The sequence below is a fragment of the Streptomyces sp. NPDC047880 genome (genome assembly GCF_040706515.1).
Lineage (GTDB): Bacteria > Actinomycetota > Actinomycetes > Streptomycetales > Streptomycetaceae > Streptomyces.
On the sequence record NZ_JBEZOK010000040.1, the window covers coordinates 23,260 to 46,416 of the forward strand.

Genomic DNA, 23,157 nt, shown 5'->3' on the forward strand with positions numbered 1-23,157 from the left:
CCGTTGCGGTCGGTCTTGGAACGTGGTGTCGGTTTGACTGAGTCGCAGACACCCTCAGACCAGGCCCCGCACGGACGAGGACGACCGCCGCATGACCACGCTCGCCCGCTGGGCCCGCGCCGAATGGGGTGCGCTGTACGGCGCGGTGCGCGGGCCGCTGGCCGAACGGCGCTGGCGGGCCGTTCCGATGGCGGTCGCGGCCGTGTGCCTCACGGCGATGCTGCACGTCGTGCACAACCAGTCGTGGGGCTATGAGGCCGTGCAGGACGCCGGCGGAGTACGGGCCGAGGACCCGCTGTGGGCGGCGCTGCTGCGGACGCCGCTGTCGCTGTTCGTGCCCGCGCTGGACCTTCCGGTGTGGGGCGCGCTGGTACAGATCCTGCTGGTGTTCGGCATCGCCGAGCTGTGCCTCGGCCGGTGGCGGGCCCTGGCCCTCGCCTACGTCGCGACGCTCGCGGGCACGCTGTACGCGCGCCTGGGCATCTGGCTCGGCCCTCAGTCCCCGCTCGGCCTGCCCGCCTCGGACGCCCGGGTCGTGGACACCGGGCCGTCCGCGGCGGTGGTGGGCCTCGCCGTCTTCCTGGGGTGGCGCTACCGCGCGTACGTCACGGCCTCGGTGGTGATCGGGGCCATGGTGGCCGAGGTCGCGCTGAAGGAGAACCTCGCGGGCAAGGAGCACCTGGCGGCGATCGCGGCGGTGCTGGTGCTGTGCGCGGTCGGCGAGCTGCGTCAGCGGCGTTCGAGGGACCGGGCCGGCTCGGGGTCGGGCGCGCCGCCGATCCAGTCGTGAAAGGCTCGCGAGGGGGCCGCCCAGCGGCGGTCGTGGTGGTAGGAGCGCAGGGCGGACTTGGCCCGGGCGCGGGGCCGGTTGCGGTAGAACCGCTTGGCCCACGGGGAGGTGGGCCGGGCCAGCCGCACCGCCGCGACCAGGGCGATGAAGGGGATGATCACGCCGACGACCGCGAGGCGGATCTTGCCCTTGAACAGGGCGATGAGGGCGAACGCGAAGTTCGCGAGGATGTTCACGAGGACGACGGCGCGGTTCTGCTGCTGGTCGTCGTTGAGGTCGTTGACGCCCAGCGGCGAGAAGCCGATCAGGAGCAGGCCGACGAGCGAAGCGGTGAGGACGACCATCTCCACGCTCTTGCGGCCGTCCGGGGTCCAGTAGACGTCGGCGAGATGCAGGACCAGGGCGAACTCGTCGAGGACGAGGCCCGCTCCGATGCCGAAGAACACCGCGGCCAGGCACGAGCCGAAGCCGTGCTGGCCGCCCGCCACCGCGCCGAAGCCGCCTATGATCGTCAGGATGACCCCGGGGACCACGTGGTGGACGTGGACGCCGCCGCTGCTGACGTTGCCGAAGGGGCCTTTGCCCGCCCGGATGAGGCGGGTGATGAGCCGGGTGATCAGAAAGGTCAGCACGAAAGCGATGAGGGCGAGAAGCAGCGGCAGCTTGCCGGGTTCGATGATGTTCCGCTCCAACCATCCCATATGCGAACTTTATCCTCGGCTGCCGTTCCCGCTCTCCTGACCGGCCGGTAGCCTGCGCCGGGTGCCCACCACTTCGCCCCTCGACGGCCTCCGCTTCGCCTTCGGCACCCTCACGGTGATCCCCGTCCGGGTGACCCGGTGGGACCGTCAGGCCGCTCGCGGCGGCATGCTGTGCGCTCCGCTGGCGGGCCTCGCGGTCGGTGCCGCCGCCGCCGGGCTCGGGCTGGCGCTGCTCTTCCTGGGTGCGGGCACCGCGCTCGCCGCCGTGGCGAGTGTCGCCGTGCCGGCCGCGCTCACCCGGGGGCTGCACCTCGACGGGCTCGCGGACACCGCCGACGGGCTGGGCAGCGGCAAGCCCGCCGACGACGCGCTGCGGATCATGAAGCAGCCGGACATCGGGCCGTTCGGGGTGATCACCCTGGTCCTCGTCCTGCTCGCCCAGGCCGCCGCGCTCGCCCAGGCCTACGACGACTCCTGGGCCCGGGGCGCCTGCGCCGCGGTCGTCTCGGCGACCCTCGCCCGGCTGGCCCTGACCCTGGCGGCCCGGACCGGGGTGCCCGCGGCCCGGCCGGAGGGGCTCGGGGCGGCGGTCGCAGGGGTGGTGCCGGTGCGGGCGGCGGTGATCGCCGTCGCGGCCGTCACGGGAGCAGCGGCAGCGGCCGGCGCCCTCCTCGGGCCGTACGACGCGATCCGGACGGTGCTCGCAGTGGTCCTCGCCCTGGCCGCGGCGGAGGCGCTGCTGCGTCACTGCACGCGCCGCTTCGGCGGGGTCACGGGGGACGTCTTCGGCGGTCTGGCGGAGACGGCGGCGACCGCCGCGCTGGTCGTTCTGTCACTGGGCTGAAACGATCTCCCCGTCCCCCTCCTGCACGCGCCGCACAGCCGCTAACTTCCTGCCCCGACACACATGTGATCGGGGGACGCCCATGCCGAAACTGCGCCGCGCCGCGGCCTGGTTCGTCGATTTCGCACTGGTGCTGGCGCTGGCCTCGGCGCTCGCCGTGCTCACCTTCCACCGGGTCTCCGCGCTCGTCACCGACGTGCCCGAGCTGGCCGCCCGCGGCGGTTTCGACCTGCTGACCTCGCGCGGCGACGTGCTCGACGCCTCGCAGGACCTGGGGCTCTCGCTGTGGGACAAGTCGGTGCTCTACGTCGAACAGGCCTTCGGGCTGCTGGTGCTGGCGGTGTTCCTCTACCAGTGGGCGTGCCTGGCCCTGGCCGGGCGCACCGTCGGCAAGGCCCTGGTGGGGCTGAAGGTCACGACGGATTCCCCGCGCCGGGTCAGGGCGGCGCGCCGGGCCGCGGTCACCACCGCCGCGGACGTCGCCGTGTACGCCGTGGCCTGCGTGCTGCTGGTCGAGGGCCAGGTCGTGGTGTCGGTGCTGGTGTGGGCGGTCGCGGTGGCGCTGTTCCTGCTGAACGCGCTGCCGGTCCTCTCCCCCGCCCGCCGCTCCCTCGCCGACCGGGTCGCGGGCACCGCCGTCACCGGCATCGGGCTCAGCAGGCCCGTCGCCACGCCCCCAGTTCGTACTTCTTGAGCATCGAACTGAGCCTCAGGCCGCGCGAGTCGGCGCAGAAGCGGCCGGTGGGGAGCTCGTACTCGACGTGGAAGACGGCCTTGCCCGCCGCGACGAACGGCTTCAGGGCCGCGCACTCGCCGTACTGGGCACACTGTTCGTTGACCGCGAAGTCGAAGTCGCCGACCAGTTCCGGGATCTGGTCCAGGTCGTTCTTGAGGCCGACGGCCAGGCCGCGGTCGTGGGCGAGCCGGGCGACGAGGCGGTTGTAGCGCAGCTGGTCTCTGGCCGTGAGCGGGAAGCCCGTGTCGTTGCGGTAGCCGTCCATGTTGTCGGGCTCCACGGCGTCGAAGCCCTTGTCGCGGCACATGTCGATGCGGGCCGCCATGAGCGGTTCCAGGACGTCGGTGCGGCGGATGTCGAGCCAGCGTTCGCCCTTCCAGCCGTTTCCGCGGCCGAGGACCCGCGCGGGGAAGTCACCGGCGTCCGGGCGGAACTCCTCCCACGCGCCCGTGGAGAGGTAGCAGATGACCTTGCGGTCCTCGCGGTGCAGCCGGGCGACGGTGTCCGCGGAGTGGTCGAAGCCGTCGATGTCGTAGACCGGCACGTCGACGGAGGTGTCCAGGCGCCCGCTGAGCTGCCACTGCCAGGCGGTGCCGGGGCGGGGCTGCCAGCGGGGGCGGGGCTTGCCGTCGGGGGCCTGGGAACATCCCGCGAGCAGCAGGACGAGCAGGGCGACGAGCGGGAACGGGCGTCTCACGGGGTGTTCTCCGTGGTGTCTGTGGGGCGCAGTGCGTACGGCAGTGTGCCCCAGGGATGATCTCCGGTTCCGGGCACCGCGCAGTGCACCGCCGCGCCGCGTGCCCGGGCCAGGCCCTCCGGGTCGGCGTCCGGTGGGACTCCGTACACCAGGTGGCACAGGCGGACGTCCGGGCCGCCCGGCCGCGGCTGCGCGGGCTGCGCGAGGTAGGAGGCCCACGGTCCCTCGAACGTGACGAGGACGTCGGCGATGCGGGCGTAGCAGGGGTGCGGTGCCCTGCCGTGGTTGAGGACGAGGGTGCGGCAGCCCACGCCCCAGGCGGTCACGGCCAGCTTCTGGTAGTGCCCGAACCGCTCGGGCCCGGTCGCGACCCGGTCGAGGAGGGCGCCGTCGGTGCCGTACCAGTCGCGGTGCCGGCCGAGGTCGCGGACGACGTCGGCCGCGGGCCGGCGGCCGTCGTCGGTGTCGGCGTACCCGAGTACCCGCACGCCCGCCGACCGCAGCCGGGCCGCGACCTCGGCGAAGGCCGCGTCGGGGTGGTCGCCGGGGCCGGTGGCCGGGTTGAGGACGACCCCGTAGAGGCGCGGGGCCGCTGCCACGATCGCGTCCCATTCGGCGGGGCGGACGGACGGGTGCTCGTAGTACGGGACCAGGAGAGTGCTCATCGGTGGGCGGTTGCCCTCCCCGGCGGGGCGCACACCGGCACGAGGTGTACGGCGGCCTCCGTGCGGGTCGCGTCCGCTCGTCGGAGCCGGCGAGCGGGGCGCTCACCGGATCGCGACGAGTGTGACCCGGTTCACCGGTGTGGGGGGCCAGGATCTGGCCACTACGCCACCGACAGGTGAACGACCGCAGGAATGAGCGAACGGGGCCACGCGCGTAGTCTCGTCGTCGAGTGTTCGCCGCACCGGGGAAGGCCCCGTGAGACCCGCCCTCGGAGGTCCGCATAGGGTCGGCTGTCGGGCCCGGTCGACCCACACCGTTCGACCACAGCAACTTCACATCGGAAGCGAGATTTCACCACCGTGACTGCTCTCACTCTCAGCACCGCCGCGGCGTCCGGTCTGCGGGCCGACGCGATCGTGATCGGTGTCGCCAAGGGTGCCAAGGGGCCGGTCGTCGCACCGGGCGCCGAGGCCGTGGACAAGGCGTACGACGGCAGGCTCGCCGGCGTCCTGGAGACGCTCGGCGCCTCCGGCGGCGAGGGCGAGGTGACGAAGCTGCCGGCGCCGTCCGGCTTCAAGGCACCGCTCGTCCTGGCGGTCGGCCTGGGCGCGGTCCCGGAGAAGGACGCCGACTACGACGCCGAGGCCCTGCGCAAGGCCGCCGGTGTCGCCGCCCGCGCCCTGGCCGGGTCCAGGAAGGCCGCCTTCGCGCTGCCCCTCGGCGACGCCGCCGCCGCGGGCGCGGTCGGGGAGGGCGCGCTGCTCGGCGCGTACTCCTTCGACGCCTACAAGGACAACGGCAAGGACCCGAAGGCGAAGAACGGCAAGGCTCCCCTCGCCGAGGTCGCCCTGCTCGGCGGCAAGCCGCGCGACAAGGCGTACAAGGCCGCGGTCGAGCGCGCCGTCGCCGTGTCCGAGGAACTCAACCGCTCCCGCGACCTGGTCAACACCCCGCCGAACGACCTGAACCCCGAGTCGTTCGCCGCGATCGCCCAGGCCGCGGCCAAGGAACACGGCATCAAGATCCAGGTGCTCGACGAGAAGGCCCTGACCAAGGGCGGCTACGGCGGCATCCTCGGCGTCGGCTCGGGCTCCGCGGCCACCCCGCGCCTGGTCAAGCTGTCGTACACCTCCTCCAAGGCGAAGAAGCACCTCGCCTTCGTCGGCAAGGGCATCACCTACGACTCGGGCGGCATCTCGCTGAAGCCGGCCGGTCACAACGAGACGATGAAGTGCGACATGGCCGGTGCTGCCTCGGTGTTCGCCGCGGTCGTCGCCGCCGCGCGCCTCGGCCTGGAGGTCAACGTCACCGGCTGGCTCGCCCTGGCCGAGAACATGCCCTCCGGGTCCGCGACCCGTCCGGGTGACGTGCTGCGGATGTACAGCGGCAAGACGGTGGAGGTGCTCAACACCGACGCCGAGGGCCGGCTGGTGCTCGCCGACGCGCTGTGGGCGGCCTCCCAGGAGAAGCCGGACGCGATCGTGGACGTGGCGACGCTGACCGGGGCGATGGTGCTGGCGCTGGGCAACCGGACGTTCGGGATCATGGGCAACGACGACGCGTTCCGGGCCGCGCTGTGCGAGGCCGCCGAGGAGGTCGGGGAGCCGGCGTGGCCGATGCCGCTGCCGGAGCACCTGCGCAAGGGGATGGACTCTCCCACCGCCGACATCGCGAACATGGGCGAGCGGATGGGCGGCGGGCTGGTCGCCGGGCTGTTCCTGCGCGAGTTCGTGGGTGAGGGGATCACCTGGGCGCACCTGGACATCGCCGGGCCGGCCTTCAACGAGGGCGGGCCCTTCGGGTACACGCCGAAGGGCGGCACGGGGACGGCCGTGCGGACGCTGGTGCGGCTGGCCGAACTGACGGCTGCGGGCGATCTGGGCTGATCGTCGCCCGAGGGCGCGGTCCCGCCGGTTGTGCGGCGAGCGCGGGGGCGTGGGGGCTGTTCGCGCAGTTCCCCGCGCCCCTTTGCGCGTTGCCCTCGCGCCCCCGCGGCAGAGCCGCAGATCAGACACCGCCACACGCCCCTCCGGCGCTCCTCCGGGGCGGCTCATCTGAACGTGGGGCGTCTCACACCGCAGCCCGGCGTCTCCTTGTGTGCCGACAAGTGCGAAGATGGGGCTCGGCAGGACAGGGCCCCACCGAAGGGCCGAAGAACGAGCGGCCGGACACCAGCCGCCTGCCGGTCACTGAAGACCGGCTCACGGCGCACATGCATGGAGGACGTGACGTGGCGAACGACGCCAGCACCGTTTTCGACCTAGTGATCCTCGGCGGTGGCAGCGGTGGTTACGCCGCGGCCCTGCGCGGGGCGCAGCTGGGCCTGGACGTCGCCCTGATCGAGAAGGACAAGGTCGGCGGCACCTGCCTGCACAAGGGTTGCATCCCCACCAAGGCCCTGCTGCACGCGGGCGAGATCGCCGACCAGGCCCGCGAGAGCGAGCAGTTCGGTGTGAAGGCCTCCTTCGAGGGCATCGACATCGCCGGGGTCCACAAGTACAAGGACGGCGTGATCGCCGGCCTGTACAAGGGTCTGCAGGGCCTCGTCGCCTCCCGGAAGGTGACGTACATCGAGGGTGAGGGCCGCCTCTCCTCCCCCACCTCCGTCGACGTCAACGGCCGCCGCGTCGAGGGCCGCCACATCCTGCTCGCGACCGGCTCCGTGCCGAAGTCGCTGCCGGGCCTGGACATCGACGGCAACCGGATCATCTCCTCCGACCACGCCCTCGTCCTGGACCGCGTGCCGAAGTCCGCGATCATCCTGGGCGGCGGTGTCATCGGCGTCGAGTTCGCCTCCGCGTGGAAGTCCTTCGGCACCGAGGTCACGATCGTCGAGGGCCTGAAGCACCTCGTCCCGGTCGAGGACGAGAACTCCTCCAAGCTGCTTGAGCGAGCGTTCCGCAAGCGCGGCATCAAGTTCAACCTGGGCACCTTCTTCCAGAAGGCCGAGTACACCCAGGACGGTGTCAAGGTCACCCTCGCCGACGGCAAGGAGTTCGAGGCCGAGGTCCTGCTGGTCGCCATCGGCCGCGGCCCGGTCTCCCAGGGCCTGGGCTACGAGGAGCAGGGCGTCGCCATGGACCGCGGCTACGTCCTGGTCGACGAGTACATGCGCACGAACGTGCCGACCATCTCCGCCGTCGGTGACCTCGTCCCGACCCTCCAGCTCGCGCACGTCGGCTTCGCCGAGGGCATCCTGGTGGCGGAGCGCCTGGCCGGTCTGAAGACCGTTCCGATCGACTACGACGGTGTCCCGCGGGTGACGTACTGCCACCCGGAGGTCGCCTCCGTCGGTATCACCGAGGCCAAGGCCAAGGAGATCTACGGTGCGGACAAGGTCGTCGCTCTGAAGTACAACCTCGCGGGTAACGGAAAGAGCAAGATCCTGAACACCGCGGGCGAGATCAAGCTCGTCCAGGTCAAGGACGGTGCCGTCGTCGGCGTCCACATGGTCGGCGACCGCATGGGCGAGCAGGTCGGCGAAGCCCAGCTGATCTACAACTGGGAGGCGCTGCCCGCTGAGGTCGCGCAGCTCATCCACGCCCACCCGACGCAGAACGAGGCGCTCGGCGAGGCCCACCTGGCCCTGGCCGGCAAGCCTCTCCACGCGCACGACTGACCCCTCGGTCGACGAACGCGACGACACAGACTTCCGCACTTTCCGTAAGGAGCAACCGAAACCATGGCGGTTTCCGTAACCCTTCCGGCGCTCGGTGAGAGCGTCACCGAGGGCACTGTCACCCGCTGGCTGAAGGCCGAGGGCGAGCGCGTCGAGGCCGACGAGCCGCTGCTCGAGGTGTCGACCGACAAGGTCGACACCGAGATCCCCTCGCCCGCCGCCGGTGTCCTGGCCTCCATCAAGGTCGCCGAGGACGAGACGGTCGAGGTCGGCGCCGAGCTGGCCCTGATCGACGACGGCAGCGGCGCGCCCGCTGCCGAGTCGGCCCCCGCCGCGGAGCAGGTCGCCGAGCCGGCCCCCGAGCCGGCCGCGGCCGCCCCCTCCCCCGAGCAGGCCGCCCCGGCGCCCGCTCCCTCCGCCGACGCCGCCGCCGGCGGCGGTTCCGCCGAAGGCACGGACGTGGTCCTGCCCGCGCTCGGCGAGTCCGTCACCGAGGGCACCGTCACCCGGTGGCTGAAGTCGGTCGGCGACACCGTCGAGGCCGACGAGCCGCTGCTCGAGGTCTCCACCGACAAGGTCGACACCGAGATCCCGGCGCCCACCTCGGGCACGCTGCTGGAGATCGTGGTCGGCGAGGACGAGACCGCCGAGGTCGGCGCCAAGCTCGCCGTCATCGGCGAGGCCGGTGCCGCTCCCGCCGCGGCCCCCGCGCAGGAGGCCCCGGCCGCCCCGGCCCAGCCCGAGCCCACCCCGGCTCCGGCCCCGGCGCAGCCCGCCCCGGCGGCCCCGCAGGCCCCGTCGGCTCCGGCCCCGCAGCAGCAGACCACCCCGGCTCCCGAGCCGGCCCCGTCCGCTCCCGCGCCGGCTCCGGCCCAGGCCCCGGCCGCTCCGGCCGCCGCCAAGCCGGCCGACGACGGCGCCTACGTCACCCCGCTGGTGCGCAAGCTCGCCGCCGAGCAGGGCGTCGACCTGGCCGCCGTCAAGGGCACCGGCGTCGGCGGCCGTATCCGCAAGCAGGACGTCGTCGCCGCCGCCGAGGCCGCGAAGAGCGCCGCCGCCACCCCGGCCCCCGCCGCTGCCGCCCCGTCGGCCGCGAAGAAGGCCCCGGTGCTGGAGGCGTCCCCGCTGCGCGGCCAGACCGTGAAGATGCCGCGGATCCGCAAGGTCATCGGCGACAACATGGTCAAGGCCCTGCACGAGCAGGCCCAGCTGTCCTCGGTCGTCGAGGTCGACGTCACCCGCCTGATGAAGCTGCGGGCCCGTGCCAAGGACGCGTTCGCGGCGCGTGAGGGCGTCAAGCTCTCGCCGATGCCGTTCTTCGTCAAGGCCGCGGCCCAGGCGCTGAAGGCGCACGCGCCGATCAACGCCAAGATCAACGAGGCCGAGGGGACCATCACCTACTTCGACACCGAGAACATCGGTATCGCGGTGGACTCCGAGAAGGGCCTGATGACCCCGGTCATCAAGAACGCCGGTGACCTCAACCTCGCCGGTATCGCCAAGGCCACGGCCGACCTGGCGGGCAAGGTCCGCGCCAACAAGATCACCCCGGACGAGCTGTCCGGCGCGACCTTCACCATCTCCAACACCGGCTCGCGCGGCGCGCTCTTCGACACGATCATCGTGCCGCCGGGCCAGGTCGCCATCCTCGGCATCGGCGCGACGGTCAAGCGTCCCGCCGTCATCGAGACGGAGGAGGGCACGGTCATCGGCGTCCGCGACATGACGTACCTGACCCTCTCCTACGACCACCGCCTGGTGGACGGCGCCGACGCCGCCCGTTACCTGACGGCGGTCAAGGCCATCCTGGAGGCGGGCGAGTTCGAGGTCGAGCTCGGTCTCTGACCTTCGGGTCCACGGCTGATCGGTGCCCCGTCCGGATCTTCCGGGCGGGGCGCCGTCGTACCCGGGGGTCGCGGGGAACGGCGCGATCGCGCACGAACGACGCGCAGCCGCCCGAAGACCGTCAGGCCCGAGCTCACACACGCCACACACACCGTGTGCGCCTCGTCTCACCTGCGCGACAGCCCCCACGTCGGCCCCACCCGCGGAGCGAACCGGGCTTATTGTCTAAACGTCAAACCCCTTAAGGAGCCCTCATGACCGCGCCCGTCATCCACTCGCTCCGCGAGCAGATCCGCGAGCACATCCTGGAGGGGATCATCAGCGGACGCTGGCAGCCGGGTGAGCGGATCGTCGAGCGCCGGATCGCCACGGAACTGGAGGTCAGCCAGACCCCGGTCCGCGAGGCGCTGCGCGAGCTGGAGTCCCTGCGCCTGATCGAGTCCGCTCCCAACAAGGGCGTCCGGGTGCGGAACCTGACCGCCGCCGACCTGGAGGAGAGCTACCCCGTCCGCGCCGGCTTGGAGGCCATCGCCGCGGAGCTGGCCGCAGAGGGCCTCGCAGCGGACTGCTCGGCACTGGAACCCCACGTCAGCGCCCTGCACGAGGCCGACCGCGTCTCCGACGGCACCGCCCAGGTCCGCCACACCGTCGCCTTCCACCGCGAGTTGGTGCGCGCCGCGGGCAACTCCGTGCTGCTGCACACCTGGGAAGGCCTCGGCATCGAGGTGTTCACGGCCCTGTCGATCCGCTGGCTGGGCACCCGGCAGCAGTCGTACGCCGAGGAGCACGAGGAGCTCGTCGCGGCGTTCAAGCGCCGTGACCCCCGGATCGCCGAGCTGGTGAAGGCCCACGTCCTGGGCTGCGCGCCTCGGGCGTGACACCCGAGCACTTGTCCGCTCAAAAGCCTCCGACCTGCGGAAACCATTCGAAAATCAGTCACCGCGTGCCACCGTCGGAGGCACCCCGTGCCTACTTTCTCGTGATCAAGAGGTTTTGCCCCTCAACCCTTTGATCGATCATCGATCAGGGAGTTACAGTCGCCGACGGGCTTCCACCGAAGCCTCAGCCCTGTCCTGCCAAAGACAAAGGGCACCCCCGATCCCCTTATGTGAGGGAACCCCCTTCGACTGAGGAAGGCGGCGACATGACCGACCCCAACGCCATCCAGCCGAGCGAGCTCGACCAGCTCCCCGACCGGGATCCGGAGGAGACCGCCGAATGGCAGGCCTCCCTGGACGCGGTCACCAAGGCTGCCGGGCCGCACCGTGCCGCATACCTGATGCGCCGCACGCTGGAGCGCGCCGAGGGCGCCGGCATCGCGCTGCCGAAGCTCCTCGAGACCGACTACGTCAACTCCATCCCCACCTCCGCCGAGCCGGCCGTGCCCGGTGACGAGGCGATGGAACAGCGGATCACCGCGTGGAACCGCTGGAACGCGGCCGCCATGGTCACCCGGGGCAGCAAATACGGCGTCGGCGGCCACATCGCCACCTTCGCCTCGGCCGCCTGGCTGTACGAGACCGGCTTCAACCACTTCTTCAAGGGCAAGGAGGCCGACGGCTCCGGCGACCAGCTCTACATCCAGGGCCACGCCTCCCCCGGCATCTACGCCCGCGCCTTCCTCGACGGCCGGCTGAACGAGGCGCAGCTCGACAACTTCCGCCGGGAGTCGGGCGGCAACGGCCTGCCCTCCTACCCGCACCCGCGCCGCCTGCCCTGGCTGTGGGAGTTCCCCACGGTCTCCATGGGCCTCGGCCCGCTGTCGGCGATCTACCAGGCGCGCTTCAACCGCTACCTGACCAACCGCGGCATCAAGGACACCTCCGCCTCGCACGTGTGGGCGTTCCTCGGCGACGGCGAGATGGACGAGCCCGAGTCGACGGCGGCCCTCGCGCTGGCGGCCCGTGAGGAGCTGGACAACCTCACCTTCGTCATCAACTGCAACCTGCAGCGCCTCGACGGCCCGGTCCGCGCCAACTTCAAGATCGTGCAGGAGCTGGAGGCCCAGTTCCGCGGCGCCGGCTGGAACGTCGTCAAGACGCTGTGGGGCACGGCCTGGGACGAGCTGTTCCAGCTCGACACCACGGGCGCGCTGGTACGCCGTCTGCGCCAGGTACCGGACGCGCAGATCCAGACGTACCAGACCCGCGACGCGGCCTACATCCGCCAGGACTTCTTCGGCGCCGACCCGGCGCTCGTGGAGATGGCGAAGCTGCTGAGCGACGACAAGATCCTCGAGTGCTTCCACCTCTCGCGCGGTGGTCACGAGTCCCGCAAGGTGTTCGCCGCGTACAAGGCGGCCGTCGAGCACAAGGGCGCGCCGACCGTGATCCTGGCCCAGACGGTCAAGGGCCACACCCTCGGTGAGGGCTTCGCGTCGAAGAACGCCAACCACCAGATGAAGAAGCTCTCGGTGGACGAGTTCAAGAACATGCGCGACCTGCTGGAGCTGCCGATCAAGGACAGCGACTTCGTCGACGGCGTGGTGCCCTACGGCCACCCGGGCGCCGACTCCCCCGAGGTCCGCTACCTCCAGGAGCGGCGTGCCGCCCTCGGCGGTCCGGCCCCGGCCCGTCGTGTGCACCCGGTCGCCCCGCTTCCCGCCCCGGCCGAGAAGGCGTTCGCCTCCTTCGACAAGGGCTCGGGCTCGCAGAACGTGGCCACCACCATGGCGTTCGTGCGTCTCGTCAAGGACCTGGTCCGCGACAAGGAGACGGGCAAGCGCTGGGTGCCCATCGTCCCGGACGAGGCGCGCACCTTCGGCATGGAGTCGCTGTTCCCGTCGCTCGGCATCTACTCGCCGAAGGGCCAGACGTACGAGCCGGTCGACCGCGACCAGCTGATGTACTACAAGGAAGCGCAGAACGGCCAGATCCTCAACGAGGGGATCACCGAGGCCGGTTCGATGGCTGACTTCATCGCCGCTTCGACGTCGTACGCGACGCACGGCGAGGCGATGATCCCGTTCTACATCTTCTACTCGATGTTCGGCTGGCAGCGCACGGCCGACCAGATGTGGCAGCTCGGCGACCAGCTCGGCCGCGGCTTCCTCGTCGGCGCGACGGCCGGCCGTACGACGCTGACGGGCGAGGGCCTGCAGCACGCCGACGGCCACTCCCCCGTCATCGCGGCGACCAACCCGGCGGCGCTGACGTACGACCCGGCGTTCGCCTACGAGGTCGCGACCATCGTCAAGGACGGTCTGCGCCGGATGTACGGCGAGGCGGCCCCGGGCGAGGACCAGAACGTCTTCTACTACCTGACCGTCTACAACGAGCCGCTGCCGCAGCCCGCGAAGCCGTCCGTCGCCGGTGTCGACGAGGGCATCGTCAAGGGCCTGTACCGCTTCAACACGGCGGAGTCGGCGGGCGTGACCGTGCCGGCGAACGCCCCGCGGATCCAGCTGCTGGGCTCCGGTACGGCGATCCACTGGGCGCTGAAGGCGCAGCGGCTGCTCGCCGAGGAGTGGGGCGTGGCGGCCGACGTGTGGTCGGCGACGTCCTGGAGCGAGCTGCGCCGGGACGCCCTTGAGGCGGACGAGGCGCTGCTGCGCGGCGAGGAGCGGGTGCCGTTCGTGCGGCAGGCGCTCCAGGGCGCCGAGGGCCCGGTGCTGGCGGTCTCCGACTACATGCGCCAGGTCCCGGACCAGATCGCGCAGTGGGTCGAGCAGGACTGGTCCTCGCTGGGCGCCGACGGCTTCGGCCTCTCGGACACCCGTGAGGCGGCCCGCCGCCACTTCGGCGTGGACGCGGAGTCGATCGTCGTCGCGGCCCTGGCCCAGCTCGCGAGGCGCGGCGAGGTCAAGGCGGCGTCCGTGAAGGAAGCGCGCGAACAGTACGGTCTGTGAGCACGGACCGGTGATCGGCAGGCCCCCGCCCCGGCGGGGGCCTGCTGCATGATGTGGCCATGCGTGCTGCCCGGCTGATCAAGATGGTGCTGCTGCTCCAGTCCCGGCCCTCCATGACGGCCGCCGAACTCGCCCGTGAGCTGGAGGTGTCGGAGCGGACGGTCACGCGCGACGCGCAGGCGCTGTCGGAGGCGGGCGTGCCGGTGTACGCGGACCGCGGCCGGGCCGGCGGGTACCGGCTGGTCGGCGGGTACCGGACGCGGCTGACCGGGCTGCACCGCGGGGAGGCCGAGGCGCTGTTCCTGTCCGGGGTGCCGGGGGCGCTGCGCGAGATGGGCCTGGAGGACGCCGCCTCGGCGGCCCGGCTGAAGGTGTCGGCGGCGCTGCTGCCGTCTCTGCGGGACGCCTCCAGGTCGGCGGCCCAGCGGTTCCACCTGGACGCGCCGAACTGGTTCCGGGAGCCGAAGACGCCCGCGCTGCTGCCGTCCGTCGCCGACGCGGTGTGGGACGACCGGCGGATCAGCGCGCGCTACCGGCGCGGGGAGGACGAGGTCGTCCGGGAGCTGGAGCCTTACGGGCTCGTGCTGAAGGCGGGCGTCTGGTACCTGTGCGCGCGGGTGACGGGGAACGGGGCCTTCCGGGTGTACCGGATCGACCGGTTCACGGCGGTGGACCCGGGCGAGGAGCGCTTCGAGCGGGAGCCGGAGTTCGACCTGCCCGCGTTCTGGGAGGAACGGGCGGAGCAGTTCGCGCGGTCCATCCTGCGGGCGCGGGTCGTGGTGCGGCTGTCCCCCGACGGGGTGCGCGCACTGCCGTACACCGTCGACTCGGTGTCCGCCCGGGAGGCCCTGGCGGACGCGGAGGCCCCGGACGAGAGCGGCTGGGTGACGGTGGCCCTGCCGGTGGAGTCCGAGGAGGTCGCCCACACCCAGCTGGCGGCGCTGGGCCCCGAGGCGGAGGTACTGGCGCCGGAGAGCCTGCGCCGGCGGTTCGCGGGGGACGCGGCGCGGCTGGCCCGGCTCTACCAGGCCGGGGGCGGCGCATAACGATCCCGCGCACTCCGGGTGCGCCCCTGTGCGCCAGGGCCGATGCTTGACCCGTGATGGACGAGACGGAGTTCTGGGAGCTGGTGGACGACGCCCGGGAGGCCGCCGAGGGCGACCCGGAGGAGCAGGCCGACGTGCTCGTGGACCGGCTCGCCCAGTTGGACCCGGACTCGGTCCTGGACTTCGCCCGCCACTTCGAGTCCCGTTACAACCGTGCCTACCGCTGGGACCTGTGGGGCGCCGCCTGGGTGCTGCTCGACGGGGCGAGCGACGACGCCTTCGACTTCTTCCGGTGCTGGCTGATCGGGCAGGGCAGGGAGGTGTTCGAGGGCGCCGTGCACGACCCGGACGCGCTCGCCGAGCTGCTGGACGACTTCGACGAGGAGATCGACGGGGACGGCGAGGAGCTCGGTTACGCGGCGGACGAGGCCTACGAGCAGCTCACCGGCTCGGTCGCGCCCGATCTGGAGATCACGCCGCCGCCCCCGGAGCCGGAGGGCACGCCGCTCGACCTCGAGAACGACGGACTGCTCGCCGAGCGCTACCCCCGGCTGTGGCAGCGCTTCAGAGGCTGAGGCCGCAGGGCCATCGCGTGGCCGACGCTTCAGGGCCGGCCAGGCCGCGGTGACGTCCAGAGGCTGCGGCCGACGCTTCAGGACCGGCCAGGCCGCGGTGACGTCCAGAGGCTGCGGCCGACGCTTCAGGACCGGCCAGGCCGCAGTGAAGCCCAGAGGCTGCGGCCGACGCTTCAGGACCGGCCAGGCCGCAGTGAAGCCCAGAGGCTGCGGCCGACGCTTCGGGGGCATTCAGGCGGCCCGGTGGCGGCTCGCGTCGGACGGGATGTACGGGTGTGTCTGATCGGCCCGCACGACGTCGTGCAGCGGCGCGGCGTTCGCCTGGCCGAGTGCGGAGGCGGTGATCGCGGCCGGGCCCAGGACGACGGTCACGGCCGCGCACAGCACCGCCCAGGGGCCGCGGGCGCTCCCCGTCCGCACATCCTGGTCCCCCGGGGTCTGCGTACGGCCGTCGTTCATGATCCCACCTCCGGTCGGCTGTCTGTGGCGACGACCGTAGGGGGCCGGGATGTCAGGACGCTGCGCGTTCGCTGTGGCCCTGCCGTGGATGGTCCGGCCTGCCCTGGAGGCGGGCCGCGAGCTGTCTGATCTCGGGCAGGCGGGCGTGCAGGGCGGCGCCCGGGCAGCTGGTCATGTAGCCGTCGTTGTGCCCCGCGAGGGCGGGCAGGCGTGCGGTGGTGCCGGCCGCGTAGCGGCTCAGGCCGTTGCTGGAGACCAGCCGGACGTCCGAGCGCGGGTCGGTGCCGGACAGGCCCAGCTTCCAGGCGGACAGTGCGGCGATGGCGCGGACCAGGGGCCGTGGGACGGGCATGCCCTCGGTGAAGGTGCCGAGGGCGGCGATGCCGGTGGTGCGGTGGTTGAAGCCCTGCGTGTGGGCGCCGGTGACGGCACGTTCCACGCCCCCGGCGCGGCCCTCGTAGATGGTGCCGCAGCGGTCGACGACGAAGTTGTAGCCGATGTCGTCCCAGTCGCGGGTGCCGGTCTGGCCGGTGTAGAGGTCCCGGATGATGCGGGGCGCGTCGGCGCAGTCGTAGCCGTTGGGCGAGTCGGTGTGGTGGACGAAGACGGCGGTGACCCGGTCGTCGTAGCGCGGGCGGGGCTGCGCGCGGCCGGCGTCGCCCAGCCAGTGGGCTCGGGGCACGATGGGCGGGCGCGGGGCGGTGTGGGACGTGGCCGGGGAGCGGGTCGGGGCGGCGCGGGCGCCGGTGTCGGCGGCGTTCTCGACGCCGTGGGCGCACAGGAACAGCGCCAGGACGGCGGCGGCGCCCGGCAGGCAGCCGAGCAGCGCGCGGGCCGCGCGCGGCAGGCCGGGTGTCCGGGCGGCGGGGTGTCCGCGTGCGCCCCGCCGTCTTCGCAAGACACGCATGGTCCCACTGTCGGCCTGATCCGGTCCGCCCGCGATGTGTGATGTGCCACCCGGTGGAACCATCGTCACGGTCCGCGACGTTTTTCCGGGTGCGGGCGCGGCCGATTCCGATCATCCATGTGCCCGTGACTGATCACCGGGCCCTCCCCCCGCGTATTAGGGGTTCCGAGAGAAAGGCGGCGTGCGTGGACCTGCTCGACATCCTGCTGTTGCTGGTCGTCCTGGCCTACGCGGCGTCCGGGTACCGGCGCGGGCTGGTGGCCGGCTGTGTGTCGCTGGCGGGCTTCGTGGGCGGTGCGGTCGTCGGCGTGTGGGTGCTGCCGTGGGTCATGGACCTGGCGGAGCCGGGCACCACGCGGGCGACGCTGACGGCGGTGTTCACCGTGCTGCTCCCGGCGGTGGTGGGGCACGAGCTGGCGGGGCGCCTCGCGCTGCGGCTGCGGCGGGAGCTGGACCGGGGGCCGCTGCGGGTGGCGGACGGGATCGGCGGGGCCGTGGCCAACGCGGTGGCCGTGCTGATCGTGGCGTGGGTGGCGGCGAGTGTCCTGGGCGTGTCCTCGTCGCCGCTGGTCACCTCGGCGATCCGGGACTCCCGGCTGCTCGGCGCGGTGCAGCGCACGATGCCGGACACCACCCCGGCCTGGTTCTCGGGGGCCACGTCCGCGCTGACGCAGGCGGGCTTCCCGCAGGTCTTCAACCCCTTCGAGAACGAGTCGACGGCCGAGGTCGCCAAGCCCACCGGCGACAGTGTCACGGCCGCCGCGACCGATGCCGCCAAGCGGAGCACGGTGAAGGTCGAGGGCGTCGCGGGCGCCCAGGGGCGCGAGGGCAGCGGGTTCGTGTACGCGCGCGAGCACGTGATGACCAACGCCCACGTGGTGGCGGGCATCGACGAGCCGACCGTGCAGATCGGCGGTGTCGGGCGGACGTACGAGGCGCGGGTGGTGCTCTTCGACCCGCAGAAGGACGTGGCCGTGCTGTACGTGCCGGGGCTCAGGGCGCCCGTGCTGCGGTTCGACGACGACGCGGAGCGCGGTGACTCGGCGGTCGTCGCGGGCTATCCGGAGGACGGCGACCTGAACCTCCAGGCGGCGACGGTCGCGAACCGGGTGCGGGCGACGGGCCAGAACATCTACAACGACGGGACCGCGACCCGGGAGATCTACTCGATCCGTTCCACGGTCCGCCCGGGCAATTCGGGCGGACCGCTGCTCACCACGGACGGCCGGGTGTTCGGCGTGGTCTTCGCCCGCTCCACCTCGGACGCCGAGACGGGCTACGTCCTGACGGCGGACGAGGTGGCCTCCGACGCGCGGAGCGCGTCGGGCGCGACGGCACCGGTGGACACGGGCGAGCCGGCCGCGTCGTGACCCCGGCGCGTGCTCCCCGCCTCGCGGGAGGCCCGCGTCACAGGGTGCGTCCCATGAACACGTCGTCGACGTAGGTCCCGCCGAGCAGGAACTCCTCGGGCAGGATCCCCTCGACCACGAATCCCTCGGACGCGTAGAGCGCCCGGGCCGGGGCGTTGTGCCCGAGGACCCGCAGGGTGATGCGGCGGGCGCCGCGCCGGCGGGACACGTCGACGGCGGCCCGCACCAGGGCCCGCCCCACGCCCCGGCCCCGGGCCTCCTCGGCCACGGCGAGGCCCTGGATCTGACGGACGTGCCGGTTCGAGTCGAGCGGAGTGGGGAAACCGAGGCTGAGATAGCCCGCGAGACGGTCGCCGAGCTCGGCGACCAGGCAGTCCTCGGGGACGTGCCGTTCGTCGAAGAAGGGAGGGTACGGCGGCCGCGGCTCGGGCATCACCGCATGCAGGTGCGACCAGGTGAGCCGGTCGAGCAGGGCCAGCGCGCCGTCGTCCTCGGGCCGGGCGGCGCGGACGCGCGGTGTGGGAAGCTCGGACATGGGCGTCACCCTATGGCGAGCGGATCAAGTCCTTGCAACGGTTTTACGGAGCCACCCGGCAGGATGGATTCATGGAACATTCAAGAATCGCGGTCGCGGGTGCGTCCGGCCTCATCGGCGGCGCCCTGGTGCGGTCCCTGACCGCGGACGGACACGAGGTGCGCCGCCTGGTGCGCGGCACGCCCCGCGCGGCCGGGGAGATCCGCTGGGACCCCGAGGGCGGCCGGGTCGACGCGGCCGGGCTCGCCGGCTGCGACGCGGTGGTCAACCTGGCCGGGGCCGGGGTCGGCGACCGGCGCTGGACGGAGGCCTACAAGCGGCGCATCCACGACAGCCGGGTGAAGGGCACGGCGGCCCTCGCCGAGGCGGTCGCGTCGCTGGACGCGAAGGAGCGGCCGCGGGTCTTCGTGAACGGCAGCGCCATCGGCTACTACGGCGAGACCGGGGAGCGCGCGGTCGACGAGAGCGCGCCCGCGGGCGAGGGCTTCCTGCCCTCGCTGTGCGTGAAGTGGGAGGGGGCCACGACGCCCGCCCAGGAGGCCGGTGTGCGCACGGTGTTCACCCGGACCGGGCTGGTCGTCTCCCGCGAGGGCGGCGCCTGGGGGCGGCTGTTCCCGCTGTTCCAGGCGGGGGCCGGGGGGCGGATGGGCGACGGGCGGCAGTACTGGTCGTTCGTCGCGCTGCACGACGAGGTCGCCGCCATCCGGCATCTCATCGACAGCGACGGCCTGTCGGGGCCGTTCAACATCACCGCCCCGAACCCCGTGACGAACCGTGAGGTCACCGCGGCGATGGGGCGCGTGCTGCACCGCCCGACCCTGTTCCCGGTGCCCGCGGCCGTCCTGCGGACCGTGCTCGGCGAGATGGCCGGTGACGTCCTCGGCAGCGCCCGTATCCTGCCGGCGCGTCTGCTGGAGTCGGGATTCCGGTTCGCCTTCCCGGAGATCGAGGGGGCGATCCGGGCAGCGCTGTGAGGGCTTCCGGGGGCAGGGCGAAATGGCCCCGGTCAGGGTGAAGTCCCGGGCCGAGGCGAAGCCCGCCGGACCGTGCGAGGCCTGCCGGGCCGAGGCGAAGCCCGCCGAACCGCACGAGGTCCGCCGGGCCCGGCGGACGTCCGCCGGACCGGGCAAGGCCTGCCAGGCCGAGGCGAAGCCCGCCGGACCGAGGCGAAGCCCGCCAGGCCGAGGCGAACGCCGGACCGAGGCGAAGCCCGCCGGGCCCGGCGACGTTCGTCGGTGACGTACACCGGCCACCCGGCCGAGGACCGACCGGCATGTCCGAGCCAGCTCCTCCAGGCGCACACCAGCCTCCTGCGACCACTTCATGCCCACAAGGCGTTCGTATGCGACCACTGTGCGACCGTGCCCTGCCGATGCGCGACTCCCGTTGACCGATCACGGCCCTACCCTCGACCAGAACTCGCGTATCCCTGCGGCCTGTTGAGGGCATGACGTCTCCAGCGCCCGCGCAACCTCGAGGAGGGGCACGTGCTTGAGCCCGCATACCAGGCGGACGTGGTCGTCGTGGGGGCCGGGGTCGCCGGACTCTCGGCCGCGCACCGGTTGACCAGCGCAGGAGTGACGACCATGATCCTGGAGGCCGCCCACGGGGTCGGCGGCCGCATGGCGACGGAGAAGGTCGACGGCTTCCGGCTCGACAGGATCGGCCAGTTGCTGTCCACGGCGTACCCCGAACTACGACGCACACCGGGTCTCGACGAACTGGTGCTGCGCCCCTTCGCGCCCGGGGTCCTGCTGCACGGCGACGGGCGCCATCACCGCGCCGGCGTCCAGCCGGGCGCAGGGGGCGCAAGGGGCGCACTGCACGCGGTTCGCGCGCTGGCAAGCGCCCCCCGGTCACCGTCCGCGTCGAGGTCGCCCCGGAGGCCGGTGGCCGTGCCCGGCCGGCAGGTCTCCGTCCCACGGAGCCGGCCCGGCGCACCGCTGGGCACGGCCGTCGACCAGGCCAGGCTGGGCGCCGCCCTGACCCGGCTGGCGGGCACACCGGCCGAACGGCTGCTGGCCCGCCCGGAGTTGCCCGCCGGTGAGGCCCTGGCGGCGCGTGGTCTGCCCGCCCGTACGATCGACGGCTTCCTGCGTCCCCTGCTCGCCGCCCTGCTGTGCGACCCGGACCTGACGACGTCCAGCCGGTGTGCGGACCTCGCGCTGCGCGCCTTCGCACGGGGACGGTTGTGCCTGCCGGAAGGCGGCGCGGAGGCCCTGCCGGAGCTCCTGGCGCGCACGCTGGCGCCGGGCACGGTGCACACCGGCGTGCGCGTCACCTCCGTCTCGACGACTTCGGTGACCACCGCGGAGCACGGTGAGATCCGGTGCCGTGCGGTGCTGGTGGCGACGGGCGCACGCGCCGCGGCCGAACTGCTGCCCGGGCTGCGGGTGCCGGAGTTCCACCCGGTGACGGTGGTGCACCACACGACCGACGAGCCGCCGGGGACGGGCGCGTCACTGTTGCTCGACGCGGACCTCGGCGGGCCGGTCGCGCACACCGCGGTGGTCAGCCGGGTCGACCCGACCCGGGCGCCGGCGGGCCGGGCGCTGGTGTCGTCGACGGTGCTGGGGCGGTACCCCGGGGACGTCGACACGGCGGTGCGCATGCATCTGGCGCGGTTGTACGGGGTGTCGACGGCCCGGTGGGAGACGCTGGCCGTGCACCGGACGGCGGAGGCGGTGCCGGCGATGCGGCCGCCGCATGATCTGCTGCGGCCGGTGCGGTTGATCGCCGGGCTGTATGTGTGCGGGGATCACCGGGACACCAGCACGGTCCAGGGAGCCTTGCACTCCGGGCATCGGGCTTCGGCGGCGATCCTGGCCGACCTGGGGGCGGGGCGGTCGATGCATGTCGCCGATCCGCTGCCGACCGTGCCGCGGGCCGCGTAGGCGGTTCCGCGGGCGCCGCCGCGTGGAGGCTGGTCGCGCCCACGCGGCGGAGCCGCACATCTGCTCAGTCCCGCACCCCTGAGGAACCTCACCCGAGGGCCGCCACCTTGTCGCGGTAGGTACGCACCGGCACCGCGTCCTTGTACGGCTCCAGGCGGCGCTCGAAGTCCCTGACGTACTCCACCGCCCGTACCGAGCGCATCTCGGCCGCCTGGCCCGCCGCCTCCGCGGCGAGCTGGCAGGCCTGGTCGAGTTCGCCGAGGCCCAGGCGGGCGGTGGCGAGGACCACGCGGCAGAAGAGCCGGCTGCGGGCGTAGGAGGGGGCCCGCAGCTGGAGCGAGCGTTCCGCGTGCTGGGCCGCGGCACGGAACTGCTGCAGGTCACGGTGGCAGTGGCCGAACTCGTCGGCGAGCTGCGCCTCGTCGAAGAACCTCGCCCAGTGCGGGACGTCGTCGCCGGGCCGGGCCGTGTCCAGGGCGCGTTCGGCCCGGACCAGGGCCGCGGTGCAGGCCCGGACCTCGCCGAGCACGCCGTGTCCGCGTGCCTCGGACGCGTGCAGCAGGGCCTGCACGACGGGCGGCCCGGAGGTGCCGACGCCCTGCTGGGCCACGCGGGCGAGCTGGACGGCCTCCCGCCCGTGCCCCAGGTAGACGGCCTGGCGGCTCATGGTGACCAGCACATAGGCCCCGTACGTCCGGTCCCCGGCCGCCTGGGAGAGCCGCAGCGCCTGCACGAAGTAGCGCTGGGCCAGTCCGTGCGCGGCGATGTCGTACGAGGTCCAGCCCGCGAGCCGGGTCAGGTCGGCGGCGGCCGCGAAGAGGCGGCGGCCGGTCTGTTCGCCGTAGGTGCCGCGCAGCATGGGCTCGCACTCGTGCTCCAGGTAGCGCACGAGGGCCTGGCGGGCGTGGCCGCCGCCGTAGGCGTCGTCGAGGGTGCGGAACAGCTCCGCGACCGAACGCAGGGCGGCGATGTCGCCGCCGGTGACCTTCTGGCCGGGCCCCCGTTCGGCCTGGCCGCGCCGGCGGGGCGGCGACGGGGCGCCCTGCTCGGCCGGGGCCGTGGGGCGGAGCGCGGGGCGGCCCTGCGCCGGGATGCGGGCGGCGTGCTGCTCACCGCGGGTGACCTTCTCGTCGGCCCGGCCGATCAGCCAGTCGCGGCTGGGCACGACGAGCCCGGCCGGGGTGAAGGCGATCTTGCGGAGCTCGGCGTGGCTGCCGGAGTCCTTGCGCCACAGCCCGCTGACGATGTCGACGGCCTCCTCGGGGGTGGCGGCGAACTCCAGCCCCGCGTAGACGGGGGCGCAGGCGTCCAGTCCGAGGTCCTGGGCGGTGAGGCGGCGGCCCAGACGCCGGGTGAAGACCTCGGCGATCAGGGCCGGGGTGGTGCCCCGGGGCTGCTGGCCGCGCAGCCACCGGGTGACGGACGTCTTGTCGTATCTCAGATCAAGCCCGTGTTCGAGACCGAGCTGGTCCACGCGACGGGCGAGTCCCGCGTTGGAGAACCCCGCTTCTGCGATGAGCGCGGCGAGCTGTCGGTTGGGGGTGCGCTGCGCGGGTCGTTCCGTCATGGTGCGGTGCGGTCTCCTGCCTTCCGGTGTCGGTGACGTGCCGGATTGCCTGTGAGCAG

At 73.0% G+C, this 23,157-nt stretch carries 20 protein-coding genes; 13 read left to right on the plus strand and 7 right to left on the minus strand.

The annotated features are described in order from the left end of the window. The first annotated feature begins 91 nt into the window (after positions 1-91). The gene (locus AB0937_RS36955; protein WP_366718335.1) at positions 92-790 is read left to right on the plus strand and encodes a hypothetical protein; all 699 of its coding nucleotides are present in this window, start codon (positions 92-94) and stop codon (positions 788-790) included. Here AB0937_RS36955 and AB0937_RS36960 read toward each other — a convergent pair. Then, on the minus strand, positions 730-1,491 hold the full coding sequence (locus tag AB0937_RS36960; RefSeq protein WP_366718337.1) for a hypothetical protein: 762 nt from the start codon (positions 1,489-1,491) through the stop codon (positions 730-732). The genes AB0937_RS36955 and AB0937_RS36960 overlap by 61 nt on opposite strands. 61 nt (positions 1,492-1,552) lie before the next feature. Between AB0937_RS36960 and AB0937_RS36965 the strand changes: the two genes are divergently transcribed. Further along, a complete protein-coding gene (locus tag AB0937_RS36965; RefSeq protein WP_366718339.1) occupies positions 1,553-2,335 on the plus strand; it encodes an adenosylcobinamide-GDP ribazoletransferase in 783 nt (260 codons plus the stop codon). An 82-nt stretch (positions 2,336-2,417) separates the two neighbouring features. Then, positions 2,418-3,029 (plus strand): RDD family protein, encoded by a 612-nt coding sequence (locus tag AB0937_RS36970; protein WP_366718341.1) that lies wholly within the window; start codon positions 2,418-2,420, stop codon positions 3,027-3,029. On the opposite strand, the gene AB0937_RS36975 is transcribed toward AB0937_RS36970, so the two are convergent. Beyond that, positions 2,989-3,768 (minus strand): endo alpha-1,4 polygalactosaminidase, encoded by a 780-nt coding sequence (locus tag AB0937_RS36975; RefSeq protein WP_366718343.1) that lies wholly within the window; start codon positions 3,766-3,768, stop codon positions 2,989-2,991. The two genes, AB0937_RS36970 and AB0937_RS36975, sit on opposite strands and share 41 nt — an antisense overlap. Further along, a complete protein-coding gene (locus AB0937_RS36980; RefSeq protein WP_366718345.1) occupies positions 3,765-4,433 on the minus strand; it encodes a spherulation-specific family 4 protein in 669 nt (222 codons plus the stop codon). The genes AB0937_RS36975 and AB0937_RS36980 overlap by 4 nt, the downstream gene beginning before the upstream one ends. A 360-nt stretch (positions 4,434-4,793) precedes the next feature. Here AB0937_RS36980 and AB0937_RS36985 point away from each other — a divergent pair, with 360 nt between their 5' ends. From AB0937_RS36985 to AB0937_RS37015, 7 genes are all read left to right on the plus strand, one after another. Continuing rightward, positions 4,794-6,320, plus strand: a complete 1,527-nt coding sequence (locus tag AB0937_RS36985) for a leucyl aminopeptidase (RefSeq protein WP_366718347.1) — start codon at positions 4,794-4,796, stop codon at positions 6,318-6,320. Between the two features lie 344 nt (positions 6,321-6,664). After that, positions 6,665-8,053: a dihydrolipoyl dehydrogenase gene (gene lpdA / locus AB0937_RS36990; RefSeq protein WP_366718349.1), complete on the plus strand. Its 1,389-nt coding sequence runs from the start codon at positions 6,665-6,667 to the stop codon at positions 8,051-8,053. Positions 8,054-8,116: 63 nt separating this feature from the next. After that, positions 8,117-9,898 carry a 2-oxoglutarate dehydrogenase, E2 component, dihydrolipoamide succinyltransferase gene (sucB, locus tag AB0937_RS36995; RefSeq protein WP_366718351.1) on the plus strand — a complete coding sequence of 594 codons (1,782 nt, stop codon included), beginning with the start codon at positions 8,117-8,119 and terminating at the stop codon, positions 9,896-9,898. A gap of 254 nt (positions 9,899-10,152) precedes the next feature. After that, entirely contained in the window at positions 10,153-10,776 is a 624-nt protein-coding gene (locus AB0937_RS37000) for a GntR family transcriptional regulator (RefSeq protein WP_366718353.1), read from the plus strand. Positions 10,777-11,042: 266 nt separating this feature from the next. After that, positions 11,043-13,745 carry a pyruvate dehydrogenase (acetyl-transferring), homodimeric type gene (gene aceE, locus AB0937_RS37005; protein WP_366718355.1) on the plus strand — a complete coding sequence of 901 codons (2,703 nt, stop codon included), beginning with the start codon at positions 11,043-11,045 and terminating at the stop codon, positions 13,743-13,745. A 59-nt stretch (positions 13,746-13,804) separates the two neighbouring features. Then, on the plus strand, positions 13,805-14,791 hold the full coding sequence (locus AB0937_RS37010; protein ID WP_366718357.1) for a YafY family protein: 987 nt from the start codon (positions 13,805-13,807) through the stop codon (positions 14,789-14,791). A gap of 56 nt (positions 14,792-14,847) precedes the next feature. Then, positions 14,848-15,366 (plus strand): DUF4240 domain-containing protein, encoded by a 519-nt coding sequence (locus AB0937_RS37015; protein WP_366718387.1) that lies wholly within the window; start codon positions 14,848-14,850, stop codon positions 15,364-15,366. 231 nt (positions 15,367-15,597) lie between these two features. Here the strand turns inward: AB0937_RS37015 and AB0937_RS37020 are convergent, their stop codons facing one another. Continuing rightward, complete coding sequence (locus AB0937_RS37020) at positions 15,598-15,825, minus strand: hypothetical protein (RefSeq protein ID WP_366718359.1); 228 nt, start codon at positions 15,823-15,825, stop codon at positions 15,598-15,600. Between the two features lie 52 nt (positions 15,826-15,877). Beyond that, positions 15,878-16,732, minus strand: a complete 855-nt coding sequence (locus tag AB0937_RS37025) for a peptidoglycan recognition protein (RefSeq protein WP_366718361.1) — start codon at positions 16,730-16,732, stop codon at positions 15,878-15,880. A gap of 185 nt (positions 16,733-16,917) precedes the next feature. On the opposite strand from AB0937_RS37025, the gene AB0937_RS37030 reads away from it, so the two are divergent. After that, positions 16,918-18,102 (plus strand): MarP family serine protease, encoded by a 1,185-nt coding sequence (locus AB0937_RS37030; RefSeq protein ID WP_366718363.1) that lies wholly within the window; start codon positions 16,918-16,920, stop codon positions 18,100-18,102. A 37-nt stretch (positions 18,103-18,139) separates the two neighbouring features. Here the strand turns inward: AB0937_RS37030 and AB0937_RS37035 are convergent, their stop codons facing one another. Continuing rightward, entirely contained in the window at positions 18,140-18,637 is a 498-nt protein-coding gene (locus AB0937_RS37035) for a GNAT family N-acetyltransferase (RefSeq protein ID WP_366718365.1), read from the minus strand. Between the two features lie 71 nt (positions 18,638-18,708). Here AB0937_RS37035 and AB0937_RS37040 point away from each other — a divergent pair, with 71 nt between their 5' ends. Both AB0937_RS37040 and AB0937_RS37045 read left to right on the plus strand, forming a co-directional pair. After that, the gene (locus AB0937_RS37040) at positions 18,709-19,611 is read left to right on the plus strand and encodes a TIGR01777 family oxidoreductase (protein WP_366718367.1); all 903 of its coding nucleotides are present in this window, start codon (positions 18,709-18,711) and stop codon (positions 19,609-19,611) included. A 513-nt stretch (positions 19,612-20,124) separates the two neighbouring features. Then, positions 20,125-21,531, plus strand: coding sequence for an NAD(P)/FAD-dependent oxidoreductase (locus tag AB0937_RS37045; RefSeq protein WP_366718369.1), 1,407 nt, complete (start codon positions 20,125-20,127; stop codon positions 21,529-21,531). 88 nt (positions 21,532-21,619) lie between these two features. Here AB0937_RS37045 and AB0937_RS37050 read toward each other — a convergent pair whose 3' ends face one another. Beyond that, a complete protein-coding gene (locus AB0937_RS37050) occupies positions 21,620-23,098 on the minus strand; it encodes a regulator (protein ID WP_366718371.1) in 1,479 nt (492 codons plus the stop codon). Positions 23,099-23,157: the final 59 nt, after the last annotated feature.